This window comes from Burkholderia sp. 572 (genome assembly GCF_040545135.1).
In the GTDB taxonomy this organism is placed as follows: Bacteria; Pseudomonadota; Gammaproteobacteria; order Burkholderiales; family Burkholderiaceae; genus Burkholderia; species Burkholderia cepacia.
Genome location: NZ_JBEPLH010000013.1, coordinates 54,412 through 74,876, shown reverse-complemented (window position 1 = coordinate 74,876; position 20,465 = coordinate 54,412). Strand labels below are relative to the sequence as shown.

General features: G+C 69.0%; 20 protein-coding genes and 1 riboswitch. Of the genes, 17 read left to right on the top strand and 3 right to left on the bottom strand.

Annotated elements, in window-relative coordinates:
- Positions 1–2 precede the first annotated feature (2 nt).
- From ABIC51_RS24440 to ABIC51_RS24405, 8 genes are all read left to right on the top strand, one after another.
- Complete coding sequence (locus ABIC51_RS24440; RefSeq protein WP_060174986.1) at positions 3–995, top strand: CheR family methyltransferase; 993 nt, start codon at positions 3–5, stop codon at positions 993–995.
- Complete coding sequence (gene cheD, locus ABIC51_RS24435; RefSeq protein WP_059694427.1) at positions 992–1,771, top strand: chemoreceptor glutamine deamidase CheD; 780 nt, start codon at positions 992–994, stop codon at positions 1,769–1,771. Before ABIC51_RS24440 ends, cheD begins: the two co-directional genes overlap by 4 nt.
- Positions 1,768–2,859, top strand: coding sequence for a protein-glutamate methylesterase/protein-glutamine glutaminase (locus ABIC51_RS24430; protein WP_027788644.1), 1,092 nt, complete (start codon positions 1,768–1,770; stop codon positions 2,857–2,859). The genes cheD and ABIC51_RS24430 overlap by 4 nt, the downstream gene beginning before the upstream one ends.
- A 67-nt stretch (positions 2,860–2,926) precedes the next feature.
- Positions 2,927–3,322 carry a chemotaxis response regulator CheY gene (cheY, locus tag ABIC51_RS24425; protein WP_006485893.1) on the top strand — a complete coding sequence of 132 codons (396 nt, stop codon included), beginning with the start codon at positions 2,927–2,929 and terminating at the stop codon, positions 3,320–3,322.
- 1 nt (position 3,323) lies between these two features.
- Positions 3,324–4,055, top strand: coding sequence for a protein phosphatase CheZ (cheZ, locus tag ABIC51_RS24420; protein WP_027788643.1), 732 nt, complete (start codon positions 3,324–3,326; stop codon positions 4,053–4,055).
- Positions 4,056–4,323: 268 nt separating this feature from the next.
- On the top strand, positions 4,324–4,827 hold the full coding sequence (locus ABIC51_RS24415) for a DUF2844 domain-containing protein (protein ID WP_027788642.1): 504 nt from the start codon (positions 4,324–4,326) through the stop codon (positions 4,825–4,827).
- A 16-nt stretch (positions 4,828–4,843) separates the two neighbouring features.
- Positions 4,844–6,082, top strand: a complete 1,239-nt coding sequence (locus ABIC51_RS24410; protein ID WP_124672472.1) for a DUF3443 family protein — start codon at positions 4,844–4,846, stop codon at positions 6,080–6,082.
- Positions 6,083–6,253: 171 nt separating this feature from the next.
- Positions 6,254–6,748: a VOC family protein gene (locus tag ABIC51_RS24405; RefSeq protein WP_354006664.1), complete on the top strand. Its 495-nt coding sequence runs from the start codon at positions 6,254–6,256 to the stop codon at positions 6,746–6,748.
- Positions 6,749–6,843: 95 nt separating this feature from the next.
- Here the strand turns inward: ABIC51_RS24405 and ABIC51_RS24400 are convergent, their stop codons facing one another.
- Entirely contained in the window at positions 6,844–7,248 is a 405-nt protein-coding gene (locus tag ABIC51_RS24400; protein ID WP_059694423.1) for a hypothetical protein, read from the bottom strand.
- A gap of 375 nt (positions 7,249–7,623) precedes the next feature.
- On the opposite strand from ABIC51_RS24400, the gene ABIC51_RS24395 reads away from it, so the two are divergent.
- The 9 genes from ABIC51_RS24395 (at position 7,624) to metF (ending at position 18,046) form a co-directional block, all read left to right on the top strand.
- Positions 7,624–8,004, top strand: a complete 381-nt coding sequence (locus ABIC51_RS24395; RefSeq protein WP_060174989.1) for a DUF805 domain-containing protein — start codon at positions 7,624–7,626, stop codon at positions 8,002–8,004.
- Positions 8,005–8,395: 391 nt separating this feature from the next.
- A complete protein-coding gene (gene flhB, locus ABIC51_RS24390) occupies positions 8,396–9,592 on the top strand; it encodes a flagellar biosynthesis protein FlhB (protein ID WP_027788637.1) in 1,197 nt (398 codons plus the stop codon).
- Entirely contained in the window at positions 9,589–11,688 is a 2,100-nt protein-coding gene (gene flhA / locus ABIC51_RS24385) for a flagellar biosynthesis protein FlhA (RefSeq protein ID WP_021162676.1), read from the top strand. The genes flhB and flhA overlap by 4 nt, the downstream gene beginning before the upstream one ends.
- A complete protein-coding gene (flhF, locus tag ABIC51_RS24380) occupies positions 11,685–13,430 on the top strand; it encodes a flagellar biosynthesis GTPase FlhF (protein WP_354006663.1) in 1,746 nt (581 codons plus the stop codon). The genes flhA and flhF overlap by 4 nt, the downstream gene beginning before the upstream one ends.
- The gene (locus tag ABIC51_RS24375; RefSeq protein WP_027788634.1) at positions 13,423–14,241 is read left to right on the top strand and encodes a nucleotide-binding protein; all 819 of its coding nucleotides are present in this window, start codon (positions 13,423–13,425) and stop codon (positions 14,239–14,241) included. The genes flhF and ABIC51_RS24375 overlap by 8 nt, the downstream gene beginning before the upstream one ends.
- Before the next feature lie 22 nt (positions 14,242–14,263).
- Positions 14,264–14,998, top strand: a complete 735-nt coding sequence (locus ABIC51_RS24370) for an RNA polymerase sigma factor FliA (protein WP_006484033.1) — start codon at positions 14,264–14,266, stop codon at positions 14,996–14,998.
- 99 nt (positions 14,999–15,097) lie between these two features.
- Positions 15,098–15,223, top strand: a riboswitch (S-adenosyl-L-homocysteine riboswitch).
- Positions 15,224–15,255: 32 nt separating this feature from the next.
- Positions 15,256–16,674, top strand: a complete 1,419-nt coding sequence (gene ahcY / locus ABIC51_RS24365) for an adenosylhomocysteinase (protein WP_027788633.1) — start codon at positions 15,256–15,258, stop codon at positions 16,672–16,674.
- Positions 16,675–16,836: 162 nt separating this feature from the next.
- Entirely contained in the window at positions 16,837–17,190 is a 354-nt protein-coding gene (locus ABIC51_RS24360) for a phage holin family protein (protein ID WP_006477367.1), read from the top strand.
- Positions 17,191–17,215: 25 nt separating this feature from the next.
- On the top strand, positions 17,216–18,046 hold the full coding sequence (metF, locus tag ABIC51_RS24355; protein WP_021164275.1) for a methylenetetrahydrofolate reductase [NAD(P)H]: 831 nt from the start codon (positions 17,216–17,218) through the stop codon (positions 18,044–18,046).
- Positions 18,047–18,134: 88 nt separating this feature from the next.
- On the opposite strand, the gene ABIC51_RS24350 is transcribed toward metF, so the two are convergent.
- Both ABIC51_RS24350 and ABIC51_RS24345 read right to left on the bottom strand, forming a co-directional pair.
- Positions 18,135–19,613 carry an amidase gene (locus ABIC51_RS24350; protein WP_226129781.1) on the bottom strand — a complete coding sequence of 493 codons (1,479 nt, stop codon included), beginning with the start codon at positions 19,611–19,613 and terminating at the stop codon, positions 18,135–18,137.
- An 81-nt stretch (positions 19,614–19,694) separates the two neighbouring features.
- Positions 19,695–20,387, bottom strand: a complete 693-nt coding sequence (locus ABIC51_RS24345) for a dienelactone hydrolase family protein (RefSeq protein ID WP_226129783.1) — start codon at positions 20,385–20,387, stop codon at positions 19,695–19,697.
- Between the last annotated feature and the right edge of the window lie 78 nt (positions 20,388–20,465).

Below are 20,465 nucleotides of genomic sequence, written 5' to 3'. Positions count from 1 at the left end.
TCATGTCGCACGCGCGCGCGCCGTTTCGACCCGATGCACCGGATGCCTCGCCTCGCGCGGGCGAGCCGGGGCGCGACTTCGCGTTCACGGGCGCGGATTTCGCACGCATCCGCGCGCTGATCCATCAACGCGCGGGGATCTCGCTGTCCGAGCACAAGCGAGACATGGCGTACAGCCGTCTCGCGCGCCGCTTGCGGGCACGCGGCCTCGACACGTTCCGCGACTACCTCGACCTGCTCGAGCAGGAAGACGATCCGCTCGAGTGGGAAGCGTTCACCAATGCGCTGACGACGAACCTGACCGCGTTCTTCCGCGAGTCGCACCATTTCCCGATCCTGTCGGATTTCGTGAAGGGGCGGCCGGCGCCCGTATCGGTCTGGTGTTCGGCGGCGTCGACCGGCGAGGAGCCTTACTCGATCGCGATCACGCTGATCGAGGCGCTCGGCGAATCGGCCGCGCGCGGCGCGTCGATCCTCGCGACCGACCTCGACACGCAGGTGCTCGCGAAGGCGGAGGCCGGCATCTACACGTATGACCAGGTCAAGCACCTGGCGCCGGAGCGGCTGAAGCGCTTCTTCCTGAAGGGCACGGGCGCGCAGGCCGGCCGCGTGAAGGTGCGCCCCGAGCTGCGCGCGATGATCCGCTTCGAGCAGCTGAACCTGACCGATGCGGATTACGGGATCGCGAAGCCGTTCGACGCGATCTTCTGCCGCAACGTGATGATCTATTTCGACAAGCCGACGCAGGGGCAGGTGCTGTCGCGCTTCGAGCCGCTCGTGAAGCCGGGCGGGCTGCTGTTCGCCGGCCATTCGGAAAACTTCACGTACGTCACGCAGGCGTTCCGGCTGCGCGGGCAGACGGTGTACGAACTGACCCGCGACGCCGCACAGGGCGCGCGGCCGCGTGGCGCGCAGGCGCCCGCGGCGGCCGCGACGGCGTCGCCGGTGCGTGCGCGGGCCGCGGGCGCCGCGCCCGCCTTTGGAGAGCGCGGATGAGCGCACTGCCGATCGCGACCAATCGCTACTTCGACAGCCACTTCGGCCTGCCCGGCGTGAAGCTGCTGCCGAACGAGTTCTACACGACGTCCGAGGACATGGTGCTGATGACCGTGCTCGGCTCGTGCGTCGCCGCGTGCATTCACGATCCGTACGCGGGCATCGGCGGGATGAACCACTTCATGCTGCCCGACGACGGCGCCGATGCGGGCGCGGCCGCGTCCGACTCGATGCGCTACGGCGCGTACGCGATGGAAGTGCTGATCAACGAGCTGATCAAGGCCGGCGGGCGCCGCGAGCGCTTCGAGGCGAAGGTGTTCGGCGGCGCGGCCGTGCTGGCCGGCATGACGACGATCAACATCGGCGATCGCAACGCCGATTTCGTGCGCCGCTACCTGGCGCTCGAACGCATCCGCATCACCGCGGAGGACTTGCAGGACGTCCATCCGCGCAAGGTCGCATTCATGCCGCGCACGGGCCGCGCGATGGTGAAGAAGCTGCGGCTGCAGGTGCCGGGCGTGACCGAGCGCGAAGCCGCGCTCGCGCGCGAGGCCGACCGCCTGCGCGCCGCGCGGCCGCGTCCCCACGTCGAGCTGTTTGCGGCGAAACGGCCGGCCGCGCCGCAGCCGGCGCGCCCGCGTATCGAGCTGTTCGGCGCGCGCGGCGCGGCGCCGGGCGGTGCCGGCGGCTCCAGCGGCTCCAGCGGCTCACGGGCAGCGAACCCGCCAGCCGGCAGCCCGTATGCGGCGAACCTATCAAGAAAGCAGGAGGCATGACCGCAGTGCAGAAGATCAAAGTATTGTGCGTCGACGATTCGGCGCTGATCCGCAGCCTGATGACCGAGATCATCAACAGCCAGCCCGACATGACGGTGGTCGCGACCGCGCCCGATCCGCTCGTCGCGCGCGAGCTCATCAAGCAGCACAACCCCGACGTGCTCACGCTCGACGTCGAAATGCCGCGCATGGACGGGCTCGACTTCCTCGAGAAGCTGATGCGCCTGCGGCCGATGCCGGTCGTGATGGTGTCGTCGCTGACCGAGCGCGGCTCGGAAATCACGCTGCGCGCGCTCGAGCTCGGTGCGGTCGATTTCGTCACGAAGCCGCGCGTCGGGATTCGCGACGGGATGCTCGACTACGCGGAAAAGCTCGCCGACAAGATCCGCGCGGCGTCGCGTGCGCGCGTGCGCCAGGCGCCGCAGCCGCAGGCCGTCGCGCGCGCGGCGGACAGCCACGCGGCCGCGCCGATGATCAACAACCCGCTCGTCAGTACCGAGAAGCTGATCATCATCGGCGCATCGACGGGCGGCACCGAGGCGATCCGCGAAGTGCTGACGCCGCTGCCGCCGGACGCGCCGGCCGTGCTGATCGCGCAGCACATGCCGCCGGGCTTCACGAAATCGTTCGCACAGCGGCTGAACGGCCTGTGCCGGATCGCGGTGAAGGAAGCCGAGCACGGCGAGCGCGTGCTGCCGGGCCACGCGTATATCGCGCCGGGCCACGCGCACCTGTTGCTTGCGAGGAGCGGGGCGAACTATATTGCGCAACTGTCGGACGAGCCGCCGGTCAACCGGCACCGCCCGTCGGTCGACGTGCTGTTCCGCTCGGCGGCGACGCACGCGGGCAAGAACGCGATCGGGGTGATCCTGACCGGGATGGGCCGCGACGGCGCGGCCGGCCTGCTGGAAATGAAACGCGCGGGCGCCCACACGTTCGCGCAGGACGAAGCAAGCTGCATCGTGTTCGGGATGCCGCGCGAGGCGATCGCGCTCGGCGGCGCGGACGAGATCGCGCCGCTCGCCGACATGAGCCGTCGCGTGATGGCGCGCCTGGCGACGATGGGCGATCGCGTGCAGCGCGTTTGAATGGAATGTCACGGGGCGCGTGCCACGATACGCGTCCCGACGGAAACGAATCTGGAAAGGAACGACGATGGACAAGAGCATGAAAATCCTGGTGGTGGACGATTTCCCGACGATGCGCCGGATCGTCCGCAACCTGCTCAAGGAGCTGGGCTACTCGAACGTCGACGAGGCCGAGGACGGCCTCGCCGGCCTCGCGCGGCTGCGCGGCGGCGGCTACGACTTCGTGATCTCGGACTGGAACATGCCGAACCTCGACGGCCTCGCGATGCTGAAGGAAATCCGCGCGGACGCGACGCTCACGCACCTGCCGGTGCTGATGGTCACGGCCGAGTCGAAGAAGGAGAACATCATCGCGGCGGCGCAGGCCGGCGCGAGCGGCTACGTCGTGAAACCGTTTACGGCCGCGACGCTCGACGAGAAGCTGAACAAGATCATCGACAAGATGGCGAAGGCCGGGAGCTGACGTGAACGAGCCGATCCATGCCGCGCTGACGGGCGCCGGGTTCAGCGCAGACGGCCAGGCCGAAGGTGCCGATTACGCGAGCGACCGCATCCTCGCGCGCATCGGCCATGTCACGCGCACGCTGCGCGATTCGATGCGCGAGCTCGGGCTCGACAAGCATGTCGAGCGGGCGGCCGAAGCCGTGCCCGATGCGCGCGACCGGCTGCGCTACGTCGCGACGATGACCGAGCAGGCCGCCGAGCGCGTGCTGAATGCGATCGAGGTGGCCAAGCCGATGCAGGCGCGCCTCCAGAACGAAGCCGAAGCGCTCGACGCGCGCTGGGCGCAGTGGTATGCGGCGCCGATCGAGCACGCGGAAGTGCGCGAGCTGATGGACGATACGCGCACGTTCCTGCGCACGCTGCCCGAATCGACGTCGGCGACCAGCGCGCAACTGCTCGAGATCATGCTCGCGCAGGATTTCCAGGACCTGACCGGCCAGGTGATCAAGAAGATCATGGACATGGTCTACCTGATCGAGCAGCAGCTCCTCACGGTGCTCGTCGAGAACATCGCGCCCGAGCGGCGCGAGCAGTTCGCGGCCACCGCGGCCGCGCTCGCCGCCGAGCAGATGAGCTCGACCGGCAGCCCCGAGTCGCTGCTGAACGGCCCGCAGATCGCGCCGGAAGGCAAATCCGACGTGGTCCAGGACCAGGGGCAGGTCGACGACCTGCTCGCCAGCCTGGGCTTCTGACCCTGCCGCGTGCATCGGCGCGCCTCCGTTTCGCGGGGCTGCGCGATGCATGCGTCGCGCCGTTCCCACAACGGCCACCACGTTTACCCGGGCTAGCCGCCTGCGCACGCGCCGGTCGGCCTGCGTCGAATTGACACTTCGACACACTCAGCAGGCATACTACGCGTCAGCAGCAACGAAGCGTCATTCATACGACTCATACGTCGGCAGGCGGCGCGGGCATGATCGCCGCGCACGCCGCCACGAAGCCAGTCCCGTGGGAGGGAATGTGAAGCTGAAACGCTTGGGCCGCGCCGTCGCGCACGCGACGGCTGCAACGGGTGTGCTGTGGGCCGTCCACGCGCACGCCGAACTGGGCGGCGCACCGATGTCGCCGCCGGCGGACGATCAGGCCGCAAGCGTGCGCGCGCTGCAGCGCGCGATGCGTTCGGCGGACGGCGTGCAGGCGAGTACCGCCGCCTATACCGTCCGCGAAATCACGCTCGGGTCGGGCACCGTCATTCACGAGTACACGTCGGCCGCCGGCAGCGTGTTCGGCCTCGCATGGCAAGGGCCGACGATGCCGGATCTCGCGTCGCTGCTCGGCAGCTATTTCCCGCAGTACACCGCCGGCGTCCAGGCGGCGCACAAGGCGCGCGGCTGGCGCGCACCCGTGTCCGTCGACACGAGCGGCCTCGTGATCCGGACGGGCGGCCACATGGGCGCCTTCTCGGGCCAGGCCTGGCTGCCGGCGGCGCTGCCTGCCGGCCTGGCCGGCACCGACATCCAGTGACAGCGGGAGAGCGATCTTGAGCATTCCTCGTACATTCAAGCGCTGGCTCGGCGTGCTGGGCCTCGCGGCGGCAACGGCCGTCCTCGTGACCGCATGCGGCGGCGGCGGCGACGGCGGCGGCAGCAGCAACTCGGGCAACAACGGCAACAACGGTTCGGGCGGCTCGGACGGCAACTCCGGGAACACGGCCGTCGTCAACGTCAACGCCGGCGTGGCGAACGTGATCAACATCCCGACCATCAGCGTGAAGGTCTGCGCGCCGGGCACGTCGAACTGCCAGGTGGTCAGCAACGTGCTCGTCGATACCGCGTCCTACGGGCTGCGGCTCGTCGGCAGTGCGGTGTCGGGCGTGCTCGGCAGCCTCCCGCAGGTGACGAGCGGCGGCGCGCCGGTCGCCGAGTGCGGCAAGTTCGTGTCGAGCTATACGTGGGGTTCGGTGCGCACGGTCGACCTGTCGATCGGCGCCGAGCAGGCGCGCTCGCTGCCCGTGCAGATCATCGGCGACCTCGGCACGACGAACGTGCCGGCCTCGTGCACGAACGGCGGTGCGTCGGCCAATTCGGCGAGCGCGCTCGGTGCGAACGGGATTCTCGGCATCGGGCCGGCGCCGGTCGACTGCGGCACGACCTGCGCGACGTCGACGTCGTCGAGCAACAACTACTACGCGTGCCCGAACGGCGACAACGCGAACTGCGCGGTCGCGCTCGTGCCGGTGGCGCAGCAGGTGGCCAACCCGGTTCATCATTTCGCCGACAGCAGCGGGGTGAGCGTGACGATGCCGGGCATCTCGAACAGCGGGCAGGCCAGCTCCACCGGGACGCTGACGTTCGGCCTGCCCGACCTGACCGGGAAGACCGTGATGACGTCGACCACGACGGGCGACGTCAGCGCGACGTTCCTCGGGCGCAACGTGACCGCGTTCTTCGATACGGGCTCGAACGCGTATTTCTTCAACGATTCGGGGCAGACGGTTTGCTCGAAGAACACGCAGTTCTACTGCCCGTCATCGCCGCCGGCCAGCTACTCGGCGACGCTGAGCGGCCAGAACGGCGTGGCCGCGACCGTGTCGATGTCCATCGCGAACGCGGATTCGCTGTTCTCGAACCCGTCGACGTACGCGTTCAACGACATCGCGGGCCCGTTCGGTTCGTCCAGCTGGCTCGACATCGGCATGCCGCACTTCTACGGCAGGACGATCTACTTCGGGATGGACAAGACCTCGACCGGCGGCGCGGCGCCTTTCGTCGCGTTCTGACGCGGCAGGGCCGCACGCTGAAGGGAACGGGGGGCGAGAGATCGCCCCCTTTTTTTATCCGGCGGCCGCGCACGGCACGGCCGGCCGGGCCGGAGCGCCGCCGCGTGCGGGCACAGCGCCTACGATGTAATACCGGCGGCCGTGCCGGCACGACATCGAGGAGGCAGCGTCATGAGCTCGCGCATACAACGCATCACCCCGTTCCTTTGGTTCGACCGCGACGCCGAGGCGGCCGCCGGTTTCTACGTGTCGGTGTTCGACAACGCGCGCATCGTGCACGTCGCGCGCTACGGCAAGGCCGGCGCGCACGCATCCGGCAGCGCGGAGGGCGCGGTGATGACCGTCGCGTTCGAGCTCGACGGGCAGGCGTTCATCGCGCTGAACGGCGGCCCCGTGTTCCAGATCACGCCGGCCGTGTCGTTCGTCGTCAACTGCCGGGACCAGGACGAAATCGACCGCTATTGGGCGCGCCTGTCCGAAGGCGGCGACGAGCGCGCGCAACAGTGCGGCTGGCTGCGCGACCGGTTCGGCGTGTCGTGGCAGGTCGTGCCGGTGCAGCTGCCGGAACTGATGGCGGGCGATCCCGCGCGCGCCGAGCGCGTGATGGCGCAGGTGATGACGATGAAGAAGCTCGATCTCGCCGCGCTGCAGCGGGCGGCGGGCTAGGCGCGTGCGCCGGCCTGTTATCGGCGTGAACGGGGCCTCGCGGTGCGCAATGGCCGGCAAGGGGAGAGAAAGCCCGTGATCGCCGCATACGGGCGCTAGACCGGCGGCCGGCCGGTACGCATCAGCTGCGTATGGTCGAGGAAGCGGTGGCCGGGCCCGTACGCGGTGCTTTCGATCCGGACGGCATCGGCCGGCGCGACCGGGCGCCCGGCGGCATCGACCGACACCGATTCGATCTCGACGACCGGCACGCACCAGGCCGCGCGGGCGCGTTCCGACGGTTCGCCGCGCGCGTCGGCGCAGCGGAAAGCGACGCTCGCGGGGACATCCTGCGCGCGCAGGGTTTGCGTCGACCCGTTCCACGCATGGTGCAGGGCGATCGTGCCGGGGTGGGGTGCGTCAGGCGCCTGCGCGCCGGGCGGCAGGGCCGGCGTGCCCGCGCAGCCGGCTGCCAGCGCGCAGGCAAGCGACAGCGACGGAACGAACGGATGACGGAGCATGGTGCGGTTCGACCGGAATCGGAAATGACGAAGCGTAGCGCGCTTTGCGCGCCGGCGTAATACCGGCCGGTTAATCGAATGCGGTACTCGCGGCGATTATCGATCGCCCCGGTTTCATTCGGATGTAATCAGGTGCTGGATTATCGGGGGGCTGTCGTTTATGTCAGGTGTTCAAGATTATTAAAATGACGCGGCATGCAAGCCTGCGGCGCCGCATTCCGCTGCGGCAGCCGTTCCCGCGCCGTGCCGGCGCGCGCTGCAGCCGGGCGTGCGCATTACCCGCCATGTGAAAATAGATTGGAGTCCGCCGAAATTCAAACATATAATGCCGGCGTTGTTTCCGGGGTCGTCAATATAAAACAGGAGGGTAATAAGATGAATTTTTCAGAAGCCGTTCGTTCCGTACTCAATAAATACGCGACATTCGAAGGCCGCGCGCGCCGTGCCGAATACTGGTATTTCGCGCTGCTCACCTGCGTGCTGTCGATCGTCGCGCAGGTCGTCGGCGCGGGGAGCCACGACGCGGGCCTGATCACGCTGCTGCTGCTCGTCGTGCTCGGCCTGATTTCGCTCGCGCTGATCATTCCGAGCATCGCGGTCAGCGTGCGCCGGCTGCACGATACGGGCCGCTCGGGCTGGTTCCTGCTGCTGGCGCTGATCCCGATCGTCGGCGGGATCCTGCTGCTCGTGTGGATGTGCTCGCGCGGCACCGAAGGCCCGAACCGCTTCGGCGCGGACCCGATCGCGGCGGCCTGACCGACGCCTGCCCCGGCGCGCGACGCCGTCGCGTCGGGGCCTGGTTTCGCGCCGGTCCCGCTTCACCGCTTCACCAACCGCTTCACCATTTCCCAGCTTCGCGCCGTCGTCGCTCGGCCCGAAGCCCCAAGCCCCAAGCCCCAAGCCCGAAGCCCCGCGCCCCGCGCCCCGCGCCCACCCCCGCCATCGCACCGGCCGCCCCGTTTCGCCGCCTCGCCGCACCCCGTTCCGTCCCCCTTCCGGCCCCGTCCGGCCGCGTTTGCACCGGCTCGCCCGATTCCCCGAAATACCCCCCTTTCCCGGCTTTGCTCGACCGATCGGTGTTTGACGCCTCCATGAATAATCGGTGTCACTGGAAAGCGGCATTCCGCCGTACCCGACTGGAGGCCCCGTGGCAGACGAGAGCGATCTCGACAAGACCGAAGCCGCCACTCCCAGGCGCCGCGAGAAGGCGCGCGAGGAGGGGCAGGTCGCGCGTTCGCGCGAACTGGCTTCGTTCGCGCTGCTCGCGGCCGGGTTCTACGGTGCCTGGCTGCTCGCGGGCCCGTCGGGCGGGCATCTGCAGGCGATGCTGCGCGGCGCGTTCATGTTCGATCGCGCCACCGCGTTCGACACGAACCGGATGCTGTCGGCGGCCGGCAGCGCGAGCCTCGAAGGCTTCGCCGCGCTGCTGCCGCTGCTCGCGCTCACCGGTGTCGCCGCGCTGCTCGCGCCGATGGCGCTCGGCGGCTGGCTGATCTCGCAGAAGACGTTCGAACTGAAGTTCGACCGCCTGAACCCGATCTCGGGCCTCGGCCGGATCTTCTCGATCCAGGGGCCAATCCAGCTCGGGATGTCGATCGCGAAGACGCTGGTCGTCGGCGGGATCGGCGGCATCGCAATCTGGCGCAGCAAGGACGAGCTGCTCGGTCTCGCGACGCAGCCGCTCGGCGTGGCGCTGCCCGATGCGCTGCACCTGGTCGCGGTGTGCTGCGGCACGACGGTCGCCGGGATGCTGGTGGTCGCCGCGCTCGACGTGCCTTACCAAATCTGGCAGTACAACAAGAAGTTGCGCATGACGAAGGAAGAAGTGAAGCGCGAGCATCGCGAGAACGAAGGCGATCCGCACGTGAAGGGGCGGATCCGCCAGCAGCAGCGCGCGATCGCGCGGCGCCGGATGATGGCGGCCGTGCCGAAGGCCGACGTGGTCGTGACGAACCCGACGCACTTCGCCGTCGCGCTGCAATACACGGACGGCGAGATGCGCGCGCCGAAGGTCGTCGCGAAGGGCGTGAACCTCGTCGCCGCGCGCATCCGCGAACTCGCGGCCGAACACAACGTGCCGCTGCTCGAAGCGCCGCCGCTCGCGCGTGCGCTGTATCACAACGTCGAACTCGAACGCGAGATTCCCGGCTCGCTGTACTCGGCCGTCGCCGAAGTGCTCGCGTGGGTCTACCAGCTTAAGCGCTTCCGTTCGGAAGGCGGCGCGTTCCCGGCGGTGCCGGTCGACCTGGACGTGCCGGCCGACCTCGACAAGGGCGCGTCGGTCTCCGCCGACGACGAACGCGAGGAAGCCGAAGACACGCTCGGTAACGGAGGCGCGGCATGAGCACCCCGACCGGCCTGTTCGCGAAGCGCCAGAATCCGTTCGCGGGCACCAACCTGCGCGCGCTCGCGGGCCCGATCCTCATCTGCATGATTTTGGGGATGATGATCCTGCCGCTGCCGCCGATGCTGCTGGATCTGCTGTTCACGTTCAACATCGCGCTGTCCGTGATGGTGCTGCTCGTCAGCATGTACACGATGAAGCCGCTCGATTTCGCGGCGTTCCCGAGCGTGCTGCTGTTCTCGACGCTCCTGCGCCTGTCGCTGAACGTCGCGTCGACGCGCGTCGTGCTGCTCGAGGGCCACACCGGGCCGGACGCGGCCGGCCAGGTGATCGAGGCGTTCGGCCACTTCCTCGTCGGCGGCAACTTCGCGGTCGGCATCGTCGTGTTCGTGATCCTGATGATCATCAACTTCATGGTGATCACGAAGGGCGCGGGGCGGATCGCCGAAGTGTCCGCGCGCTTCACGCTCGATGCGATGCCCGGCAAGCAGATGGCGATCGACGCCGACCTGAACGCGGGCCTCATCAACGAAGAGCAGGCGCGCAAGCGCCGCCTGGCCGTCTCGCAGGAAGCCGAGTTCTACGGGTCGATGGACGGCGCGTCGAAGTTCGTGCGCGGCGACGCGATCGCCGGCCTGATCATCATGGCGATCAACGTGATCGGCGGGCTGATCGTCGGGATGGTCCAGCACGACATGACGTTCGCCGCGGCCGGCACGAACTACACGCTGCTGACGATCGGCGACGGCCTCGTCGCGCAGATCCCGTCGCTCGTGATCTCGACCGCGGCCGGCGTGATCGTGTCGCGCGTCGCGACCGACGAGGACATCGGCACGCAGATCACCGGCCAGCTGTTCACGAACCCGCGCGTGCTGAACATCACCGGCGCGATCATCGTGCTGATGGGGCTGATCCCGGGCATGCCGCACTTCGCGTTCCTCGCGCTCGGCGGCGGCGCGATCTGGCTGGCCCGCACGCAGACGAAGCGCGCGGCGGCCCGCAAGGCGGCCGGCGACCTGACCGACATCGCGCCGCCCGCCGTGCTGCCGTCCGACAGCCACGAGGCGACCTGGGACGACGTGCAGCTGATCGACCCGCTCGGCCTCGAAGTCGGCTACCGGCTGATCCCGCTCGTCGACAAGAACAGCGACGGCGAACTGCTCAAGCGCATCAAGAGCATCCGCAAGAAATTCGCGCAGGAAATCGGCTTCCTGCCGCCCGTGATCCATATCCGCGACAACCTCGAACTGCGGCCGAACGCGTACCGGATCGCGCTGAAGGGCGTCGAGATCGGCGTCGGCGAAGTGTTCCCGGGCCAGTGGCTCGCGATCAACCCCGGCCAGGTGACGGCCGCGCTGCCGGGCGCCGTCACGCAGGATCCCGCGTTCGGGCTGCCGGCCGTGTGGATCGACGTCGCGATGCGCGAACAGGCGCAGGTGTACGGCTACACGGTGGTCGACGCGAGCACGGTCGTCGCGACGCACCTGAACCATCTGGTCGTCCAGCACGCGGCCGAGCTGCTCGGCCGCCAGGAAGTGCAGGCGCTCGTCGAGCGCACCGGCAAGGACGCGCCGTCGCTCGTCGAGGACCTCGTGCCGAAGACGATCTCGCTGACGACGCTGCAGAAGGTGCTGCAGAACCTGCTCGAGGAAGGCGTGCCGATCCGCGACATGCGCACGATCCTCGAGGCCGTGTCCGAACACGCGGGCCGCGGCGACGCGTTCGAGATCACGGCCGCGGTGCGGCTCGCGCTCGGCCGCGCGATCACGCAGCAGTGGTATCCGGGCGCGGGCGAGATGCAGGTGATGGGCCTCGACGCAAATCTCGAACGCGTGCTGTCGCAGGCGCTCGCCACCGGCGCGAACCCGGGCCTCGAACCCGGCCTCGCGCACAACCTTCTGACCGGCACGCAGCAGGCGATGCTGCGTCAACAGAATCTCGGGCTGCCGCCCGTGCTGCTCGTGCAGCACGCGCTGCGCGCGATGCTCGCGCGTTTCCTGCGCCGCAGCCTGCCGCAATTGAAAGTGCTGTCGTACGCCGAAGTGCCGGACACACGCACGATCAAAGTCGTTAACGTCATCGGGGGTTCCGCTTGAACATTCGCAAATTCACCGGCGCAACGAGCCGCGACGCACTTCGTCTCGTGCGCGAGGCGCTCGGCGCCGACGCGGTCGTGCTGTCGAACCGCACGCTCGATGACGGCAGCGTGGAAATCGTCGCCCTCGCCGATTCGGACCTGGCCGCCGTGGCGCCGCCGGCCGCGGCGCGCGCACGCATGGCCGCGCCGCGCGTGCCGGAATCGGTGCCCGCCGCCGCGGTGCCGGGCATCGTGTCGCGCCCGGGCGCGGCGCTCGCCCGCCCGGCCGCCAATCCGTATGCGGCAGGCGAAGGCGGGTTGCCGGACGTGTTCTCGTCGGTGTTCGGCGCCAGCGCCGAGGCGGACGCGGACTCGGGCTCGGATGACTCGGCCGCGCAAGCCTCGACGCTCGAGGCGGACCCGCTGGCCGGCGCCGCCGCCGGTGCGCCGGCCGCGACTTCCGAACCCGCACCGTGGCTGGTCGAGCACGCGAAGCGCCTGACCCAGCAGCGCGATGCGCTGATGGCGCGCACGCAGGCGGCGCCCGCCGCGCCGCAGCCGAGCCCGCCGGCCCCGCAGGCCGCCGCGAGCGCGACGCCGCCCGGCTGGGCGCGCGACATCGTGCGCGACGCCGAACGCCGGATGCCGGCCGCCGCGACCCGCGTGCCGGACCCGGGCGCTGCGCAGGCCGCGAAGGCGGCCGAGCGCACGCGCCTGTCCGCCGACGCCGCCGCCGCGGTGGCCGATGCGGTGAAGTCGCGCATCGAGCGCATCGTCAACGACACGGTGATGCAGGAGCTCGGCGAGCTGCGCGGGATGATGGAAGAGCAGTTCGACAGCCTGATGTGGCACGACCGCCAGCGTCGCAGCGCCGTGCATGGCGCGCTGACGAAGCACCTGTTCTCGGCCGGTTTCTCCGCGCAGCTCGTGCGGATGCTGGTCGACAACATGCCGTCCGGCGACGGCGCGCAGAGCTTCGAACAGGCGGCCGAATGGGCGCAGTCGGTGCTCGCGGCGAACCTGCCGGTGCTCGACAGCGAGGACGCGCTGATGGAGCGCGGCGGCGTGTTCGCGCTCATGGGGCCGACGGGCGTCGGCAAGACCACCACCACCGCGAAGCTGGCCGCGCGCTGCGTGATGCGCTTCGGCGCGAGCAAGGTCGCGCTGCTGACCACCGACAGCTACCGGATCGGCGGCCACGAACAGCTGCGCATCTTCGGCAAGATCCTCGGCGTGCCCGTGCACGCGGTGAAGGATGCGGGCGATCTCGCGCTCGCGCTGTCCGAGCTGCGCAACAAGCACATCGTGCTGATCGACACGATCGGCATGAGCCAGCGCGACCGCGCGGTATCCGACCAGATCGCGATGCTGCACGGCGCGAACGCGCCGGTGCAGCGCCTGCTGCTGCTCAACGCGACGAGCCATGGCGACACGCTCAACGAGGTCGTGCAGGCGTACCGCAGCGCGGGCGAGCATCCGGACCTGGCCGGCTGCATCCTCACGAAGCTCGACGAGGCGACCCACCTCGGCGGCGTGCTCGACACGGTGATCCGCTACAAGCTGCCGATCCACTACGTGTCGACCGGCCAGAAGGTGCCGGAGAACCTGTACGTCGCATCGACCCGATTCCTGCTGAAGAGCGCGTTCTGTGTGCCGCGCGACGGCTCGCCCTTCGTGCCGCAAGACGAGGACATGCCGACGCTGCTTTCCGCACTGACCGCACGTTCCACCGCCGAGCTGCACGAGGTGCGATTTGGATAAACAAATCATCGACCAGGCCGAAGGGCTGCGGCGCCTGCTGGCCGGGCGCGCGTCGCGCATCGTCGCGGTGACGGGCGGGCCGGCGGGTGTCGGCTGCACGTCCACCGTCGTGAACCTCGCGGCGGCGCTCGCGTCGCTCGGCAAGGACGTGCTCGTCGTCGACGAGCGCGCCGACGTGCATTCGGCCAGCGCGACGCTCGCGGGCGCGTGGCTGCGTGACGGCGAGCGCACGCGGGTCGCGGCCGGCTTCGGCCTGTGCGCCGCCGCGCGGCTCGCGCGCGCCGGCTACACCGACGCGCAGCTCAGCGATTTCATCGACGGGCCGGCCGACATCGTCCTCGTCGACGCGCAGCTCGGCGCCGACGGTTCGTTCTCGGCGCTCGCCCGCGAAGCGCACGACGTGCTGGTCGTGACGCGGGTCGCGGCGCAGGCGATCACCGAGGCATACGCGTGCATGAAGCGGCTGCATTTCGCGCATGCGTTCGCGCAGTTCCGCGTGCTGACCAATCACGTCGGCAGCCACGCGGACGCGAAGGTCGCGTTCGACAACCTCGCGGGCGTCGCGAGCCGCTACCTGACGGTGTCGATCGCCGACGCGGGCTGCGTGAGCGCCGATCCGCTCGTCGAGCATGCGCGCGAGCTGACGCGTGCCGCGGTCGACGCATTCCCGTCGTCGGCCGCCGCGCGCGACTACCGGCAGATTGCCGCCGACCTGCTGTACTGGCCGATGCGCCCGCGTTCGGGTGCGGGCCGCGCCGTGCACGCGGGCGGCAAGCCGTCGTATGAGGCGGGCGCGGCACACGCCGCGTGAGTGCCACCGGAAGGAGAGAGCCATGATGTACAACGCTCAAGGAAAGATGTCCCAGGCCGACGTGCTCGCGCAATATGCGCCGCTCGTGCGCCGCCTCGGGCTGCAGCTCGTCGCGAAGATGCCGGCGAGCGTCGACCTCGACGACCTGATCCAGGCCGGCATGATCGGCCTGATGGACGCGGCCGGCCGCTACAAGGAAGACCAGGGCGCGCAGTTCGAGACCTACGCGACGCAGCGCATCCGCGGCGCGATGCTCGACGAGCTGCGCAGCAACGACTGGCTGCCGCGCAGCCTGCGCAAGACGTCGCGCGAGGTCGAGCACGCGGTGCACCAGGTCGAGCAGCATCTCGGCCGCTCGGCGAGCGAGACCGAGATCGCGCAGCACCTGAACATGCCGCTCGACGAGTACCAGGGGATGCTGCAGGACCTGCACGGCAGCCAGCTGATCTACTACGAGGATTTCGACCGCGCGGCCGACGACGAGCCGTTCCTCGACCGCTACCGCGTCGACCACGCGGACCCGCTGTCGGCACTGCTCGACGAGCACCTGCGCGAAGCGCTCGTCGAGGCGATCGAGCGGCTGCCGGAGCGCGAGAAGCTGCTGATGTCGCTGTACTACGAACGGGGTCTGAATCTGCGCGAGATCGGCGCGGTGCTCGAAGTGAGCGAATCGCGCGTATGCCAGCTGCACAGCCAGGCCGTCGCGCGCCTGCGCGCGCGGCTGCGCGAACAGGCGTGGGTCGGCGCGGAATCCTGACCCTTTACCGTTCCTGACGGCCGCGCGCGTCGACGCCGCGCGTTCGGCATCTGCATCCGTGTGCGCATTCCGCGCGCCGATTTGCTACAATCCCCTCCGTTTTCCGAGGAGCGTTGCGACGGACCTCTGCGTCCGCCAGGCTCGGAAAGCTTCACCAAGCAGCCGTGCGGCGCGCGTATCGCGACCGTCGCACCGGCCCCGCTTCCTGAACGGCGCTCACGTCACCAATCTAGAAACTTTTTAGAAAGGAGGGCGTGATGAACGCCATTATCGATTCCAAGGCTTCCAACGATTTCGTCGTCGCCGACATGGCGCTGGCCGGCTGGGGCCGCAAGGAACTGAACATCGCCGAGACCGAAATGCCGGGCCTCGTGCAGATCCGTGACGAATACAAGGCGCAGCAGCCGCTGAAGGGCGCGCGCATCGCGGGTTCGCTGCACATGACGATCCAGACCGGCGTGCTGATCGAGACGCTGAAGGCGCTCGGCGCCGACGTCCGCTGGGCGTCGTGCAACATCTTCTCGACGCAGGACCACGCGGCTGCCGCGATCGTCGAAGCCGGCACGCCGGTGTTCGCGTTCAAGGGCGAATCGCTCGACGAATACTGGGAGTTCTCGCACCGCATCTTCGAATGGCCGAACGGCGAATTCGCGAACATGATCCTGGACGACGGCGGCGACGCAACGCTGCTGCTGATCCTCGGCGCGAAGGCCGAGAAGGACCGTTCGGTGATCGCGAAGCCGACCAACGAGGAAGAAGTCGCGTTGTACAAGTCGATCGCGAAGCACCTCGACGCGGACCCGACCTGGTACTCGACGCGCCTCGCGCACATCAAGGGCGTGACCGAGGAAACCACGACCGGCGTGCACCGCCTGTACCAGATGGAAAAGGACGGCCGCCTGCCGTTCCCGGCGTTCAACGTGAACGACTCGGTCACGAAGTCGAAGTTCGACAACCTGTACGGCTGCCGTGAATCGCTGGTCGACGGCATCAAGCGCGCGACCGACGTGATGATCGCGGGCAAGGTCGCGGTCGTCGCGGGCTACGGCGACGTGGGCAAGGGCTGCGCGCAGTCGCTGCGCGGCCTGGGCGCGACCGTGTGGGTCACCGAAATCGATCCGATCTGCGCGCTGCAGGCGGCGATGGAAGGCTACCGCGTCGTGACGATGGAATACGCGGCCGACAAGGCCGACATCTTCGTGACGGCCACCGGCAACTACCACGTGATCAACCACGATCACATGAAGGCGATGCGCCACAACGCGATCGTCTGCAACATCGGCCACTTCGACTCGGAAATCGACGTCGCGTCGACCCGCCAGTACCAGTGGGAAAACATCAAGCCGCAGGTCGACCACATCATCTTCCCGGACGGCAAGCGCGTGATCCTGCTGGCGGAAGGCCGCCTCGTGAACCTCGGCTGCGCGACCGGCCACCCGTCGTTCGTGATGTCGAACTCGTTCGCGAACCAGACGCTCGCGCAGATCGAGCTGTTCGTGCGCGGCAACGAGTACGAGAACAAGGTGTACGTGCTGCCGAAGCACCTCGATGAAAAGGTCGCCCGCCTGCACCTCGCGCGCATCGGCGCGAACCTGTCCGTGCTGTCCGACGAGCAGGCTTCGTACATCGGCGTGCAGAAGGACGGCCCGTTCAAGCCGAACCACTACCGCTACTGATCCGATGCGCCGCCGCCGCGGTGCCGTGCGCGCGTCGCCGACGCGCACCCGGTACGGCGGCACGGCGCGGGATCGCCGGCTGCCGCGGCGCGCCTTCGGGCACCCGCGACGGCCGGCGGCGGCCACTGATCGTACCGATCGACAACCGAACCGGAGCACTCCATGAGCGTCATCCTCACCTGGGTCATCAACGCGCTCGCGCTGCTGATCATCACGTACCTCGTGCCGTCGATCCACATCAAGAGCTTCGGCACGGCGCTGATCATCGCGGTCGTGCTCGGCCTGATCAACACGGTGATCCGCCCGGTGCTGATCCTGCTGACGCTGCCCGTCACGATCGTCACGCTCGGGGTGTTCATCCTCGTCGTGAACGCGTTGTGCTTCTGGTTCGCGTCGTCGCTGCTGAAGGGCTTCGAGGTGTCGGGGTTCTGGTCCGCGTTCTTCGGTTCGATCCTGTACAGCATCGTGTCGTGGCTGCTGTCCGCACTGATCTTCGGTCAGCGCGACATCGGCTGAGGCCTGAGCCTGTTCCCACCGAATCATGAAACCGATCGAACTCTCGTTTGAATTCTTCCCGCCGAAGACGGCGGAAGGCGTCGAGAAGCTGCGCGCCACGCGTGCGCAACTGATGCCGCTGAAGCCGAAATTCGTCTCCGTGACGTTCGGCGCCGGCGGCTCGACGCAGCAGGGCACGCTCGATACCGTGCTCGACATGCAGAAGGACGGCCTCGAGGCCGCGCCGCACCTGTCGTGCATCGGCTCGTCGCGCGACAGCCTGCGCGCGATCCTCGACCAGTACCGCTCGTACGGCATCCGGCACATCGTCGCGCTGCGCGGCGACCTGCCGTCCGGGATGGGCGCGGTCGGCGAGCTGCGTTATGCGTCCGAGCTCGTCAGCTTCATCCGCGCCGAGCATGGCGACTGGTTCCACATCGAGGTCGCCGGCTACCCGGAGTACCACCCGCAATCGCGTTCGCCGAAGGCCGATCTCGAGAATTTCGCGCGCAAGGTGAAAGCCGGCGCGAATTCCGCGATCACGCAGTACTTCTTCAACGCCGACGCGTATTTCCGCTTCGTCGACGATGCGCGCAAGCTGGGCGTGGACGTGCCGATCGTGCCGGGCATCATGCCGATCACGAACTTCTCGCAGCTGATGCGCTTCTCCGAGATGTGCGGTGCCGAAGTGCCGCGCTGGGTGGCGCGCCGGCTCGAGAGCTTCGGCGACGATCGCGAGTCGATCCGCGCGTTCGGCGCGGACGTCGTCACGGGCCTGTGCCAGCGTCTGGTCGACGCGGGCGTGCCCGGGCTGCATTTCTACACGCTGAACACGGCGGCCGCGACGCGGACGATCTGTGAACGGCTCGACGTGTAGGCGCGGTCACGCGACTGCATGTGCGAAAGCCCCGCCGGTTCTGCCGGCGGGGCTTTTTTTCGAGGGTTGCGGAGCGGGGCCGCGCGCGTCAGCGCTGCGCCTGCATCAGCGGCGGGCGGCGGTCGAACCACGGCCGCGCCTGTTCGAGCTGCCGTGCCAGCCTGAGCAGCAACGCGTCGTCGGTGTGGCGCGCGGCGAACTGCACGCCGATCGGCAGCCCGCGCGCGTTCCAGTAGAGCGGCACCGACATCGCCGGCTGGCCGGTCAGGTTGAACAGCTCGGTGCAGCCGGCCCACGTGAACGCCTTTTCCGACGACCTCGCGAGCATTTCCTTCAGCAGCGGCTTCACCGGCAGCGCGGCGAGCACCTTCATCTGCGCCGATTCGAACGGCGTCGGCTGCAATTCGCCGATCTTCACCGGCGGCCCGGCGAGCGATGCGCACAGGATCGCGTCGTAGCGCGACACGATGCCGGCGACCTGCACGGTGAGCTGGCGCTGCCATTCGAGCACGTCCGGCAGGCGGGTGCGCGCGAGGCGCCGGCCGACCACGGCCATCGCCCACGTCGCGGCTTCGAATTCGCCGCGCTTCGGCGTGCGGCCGGTCAGCGCGCGTGCGCCGAGCACCATCTCCTCGGCGATCGTCGCCCACAGCGTGAGGAAGGTTTCGGCCGTGCGTGCGTAGTTGACGTTCAGCGTCGCCGGCTCGACGTGGTGGCCGAGCGATTCGAGCAGCGCGGCCGCGTCGTCGAGCGCCGCGCGGGTGTCGTCGGCGAGCGCCGGCGCGAGCATCGGGTCGAGCACGAGGCCGATCCGCAGCGGGCCGGGCGGCGTGTCGAGCTCGCCGAGGAACGTGCCGGGCGCGCCGGTCGGCAAGGTCTGGCCGGTCGTCACGTCGAGCAGCAGCGCGCTGTCGCGCACGCTGCGCGTGACCGCATGCTGGACGACCAGCTCGCCGTTCGACGGCCGGTCGACGAGGACCGGGTTGCGGGTCGGCTTCAGGCCGAACAGCCCGCAGCACGACGCCGGAATGCGGATCGAGCCGCCGCCGTCGGACGCATGCGCGAGCGGCACGATGCCGGCCGCGACGGCCGCGGCCGCGCCGCCGCTCGAGCCGCCGGGCGTGTGGTCGAGATTCCACGGATTGCGGCACGCGCCGAACAGTTCGGGTTCCGTGTACGGCATCTGGCCGATTTCCGACGTATTGGTCTTGCCGAACACGTTGAGCCCGGCCGCGCGGCTTCGCGCGATCACCGGCGAATCGTCGTCAGGCACGAAATACCGGTAGTGCCGGCTGCCCATCGACAGCGGCAGCCCGGCCACCGCCGCGCCGAGATCCTTGACCAGATACGGCACGCCGGCGAACGGCGCGTCGGCGCCGCCGTCCGGCGCGGCGACCGCACGCTGGCGTGCGGCTTCATAGTCCTGCAGCACGATCGCGTTGATCGCGCTGTTGACCGCTTCGGCCTGGCCGATCGCGGCGTCGAGCAGTTCGCGCGGGCTCGCCTTGCGTTCGCGTACCAGTGCGGCGAGGCCGATCGCGTCGTGCGCGAGATAGTCCGAGTGCATCGCAGTCACCCCCGTTGTGACGCGTGGCGATGTCGGCAGCATAACGCGGGCCCGCTGCAAGGGGCCCGCTGCCGCCCGTTTTTAGAGGTGCTCGGCGAGGAAGGTCAGCGTGCGGCCGTGTGCGAGCGCCGATGCGCGCTGGTTGTACGACGCGCGATCCGTGCAGTTGAAGCCGTGCTCGGCGCCCGGATAGACGTGGAACGACGCATGGCCGTGGCCGGCGAACGCGGCCTTCACCTGGTCGACGGCCGTGAGCGGGATGCCGTGGTCGTTTTCGGCGTAGTGGAACAGGATCGGCTGCGTGACCTTGCCGGCGAGGTCGAGTGCGTTCTGGATGCCGCCGCCGTAGTAGGCCACGGCCGCGTCGATCTTGCCGGTCGCGGCCGCGCGGTACGCGAGCTGGCCGCCGAAGCAGTAGCCGATCGCGGCGATCTTGCCGGCCACTTCGGGGCGCGCGCGCAACGCATCGGCGGCCGCGCCGATGTCCGCGACCGCGAGGCCCACGTCGGTCTTTTTCATCAGCTCGATGCCCTTGTCGCGATCCGCGCCTTCATAGGTCAGCTCGACGCGCGGCTGCGTGCGCCAGAACACGTCCGGCGCGAGCGCGACGAAGCCGTCGGACGCGTACTGGTCGGCGACCGCGCGGATGTGCGAGTTCACGCCGAAGATCTCCTGGATGATGATGACGGCAGGGCCAGTGCCGCGCTTGGGCAGCGCGAGATAGCCGCCGAAGCTGTCGTTACCGATCGGGATGTCGATCCATTGGGCAGTCACGTTCTGAACTCCTGGCGAACGGGGTGCGCGATGCGCGCCCCGGGGGTGAGAGAGGCGGCCTAGTGTGCCACCGATCGT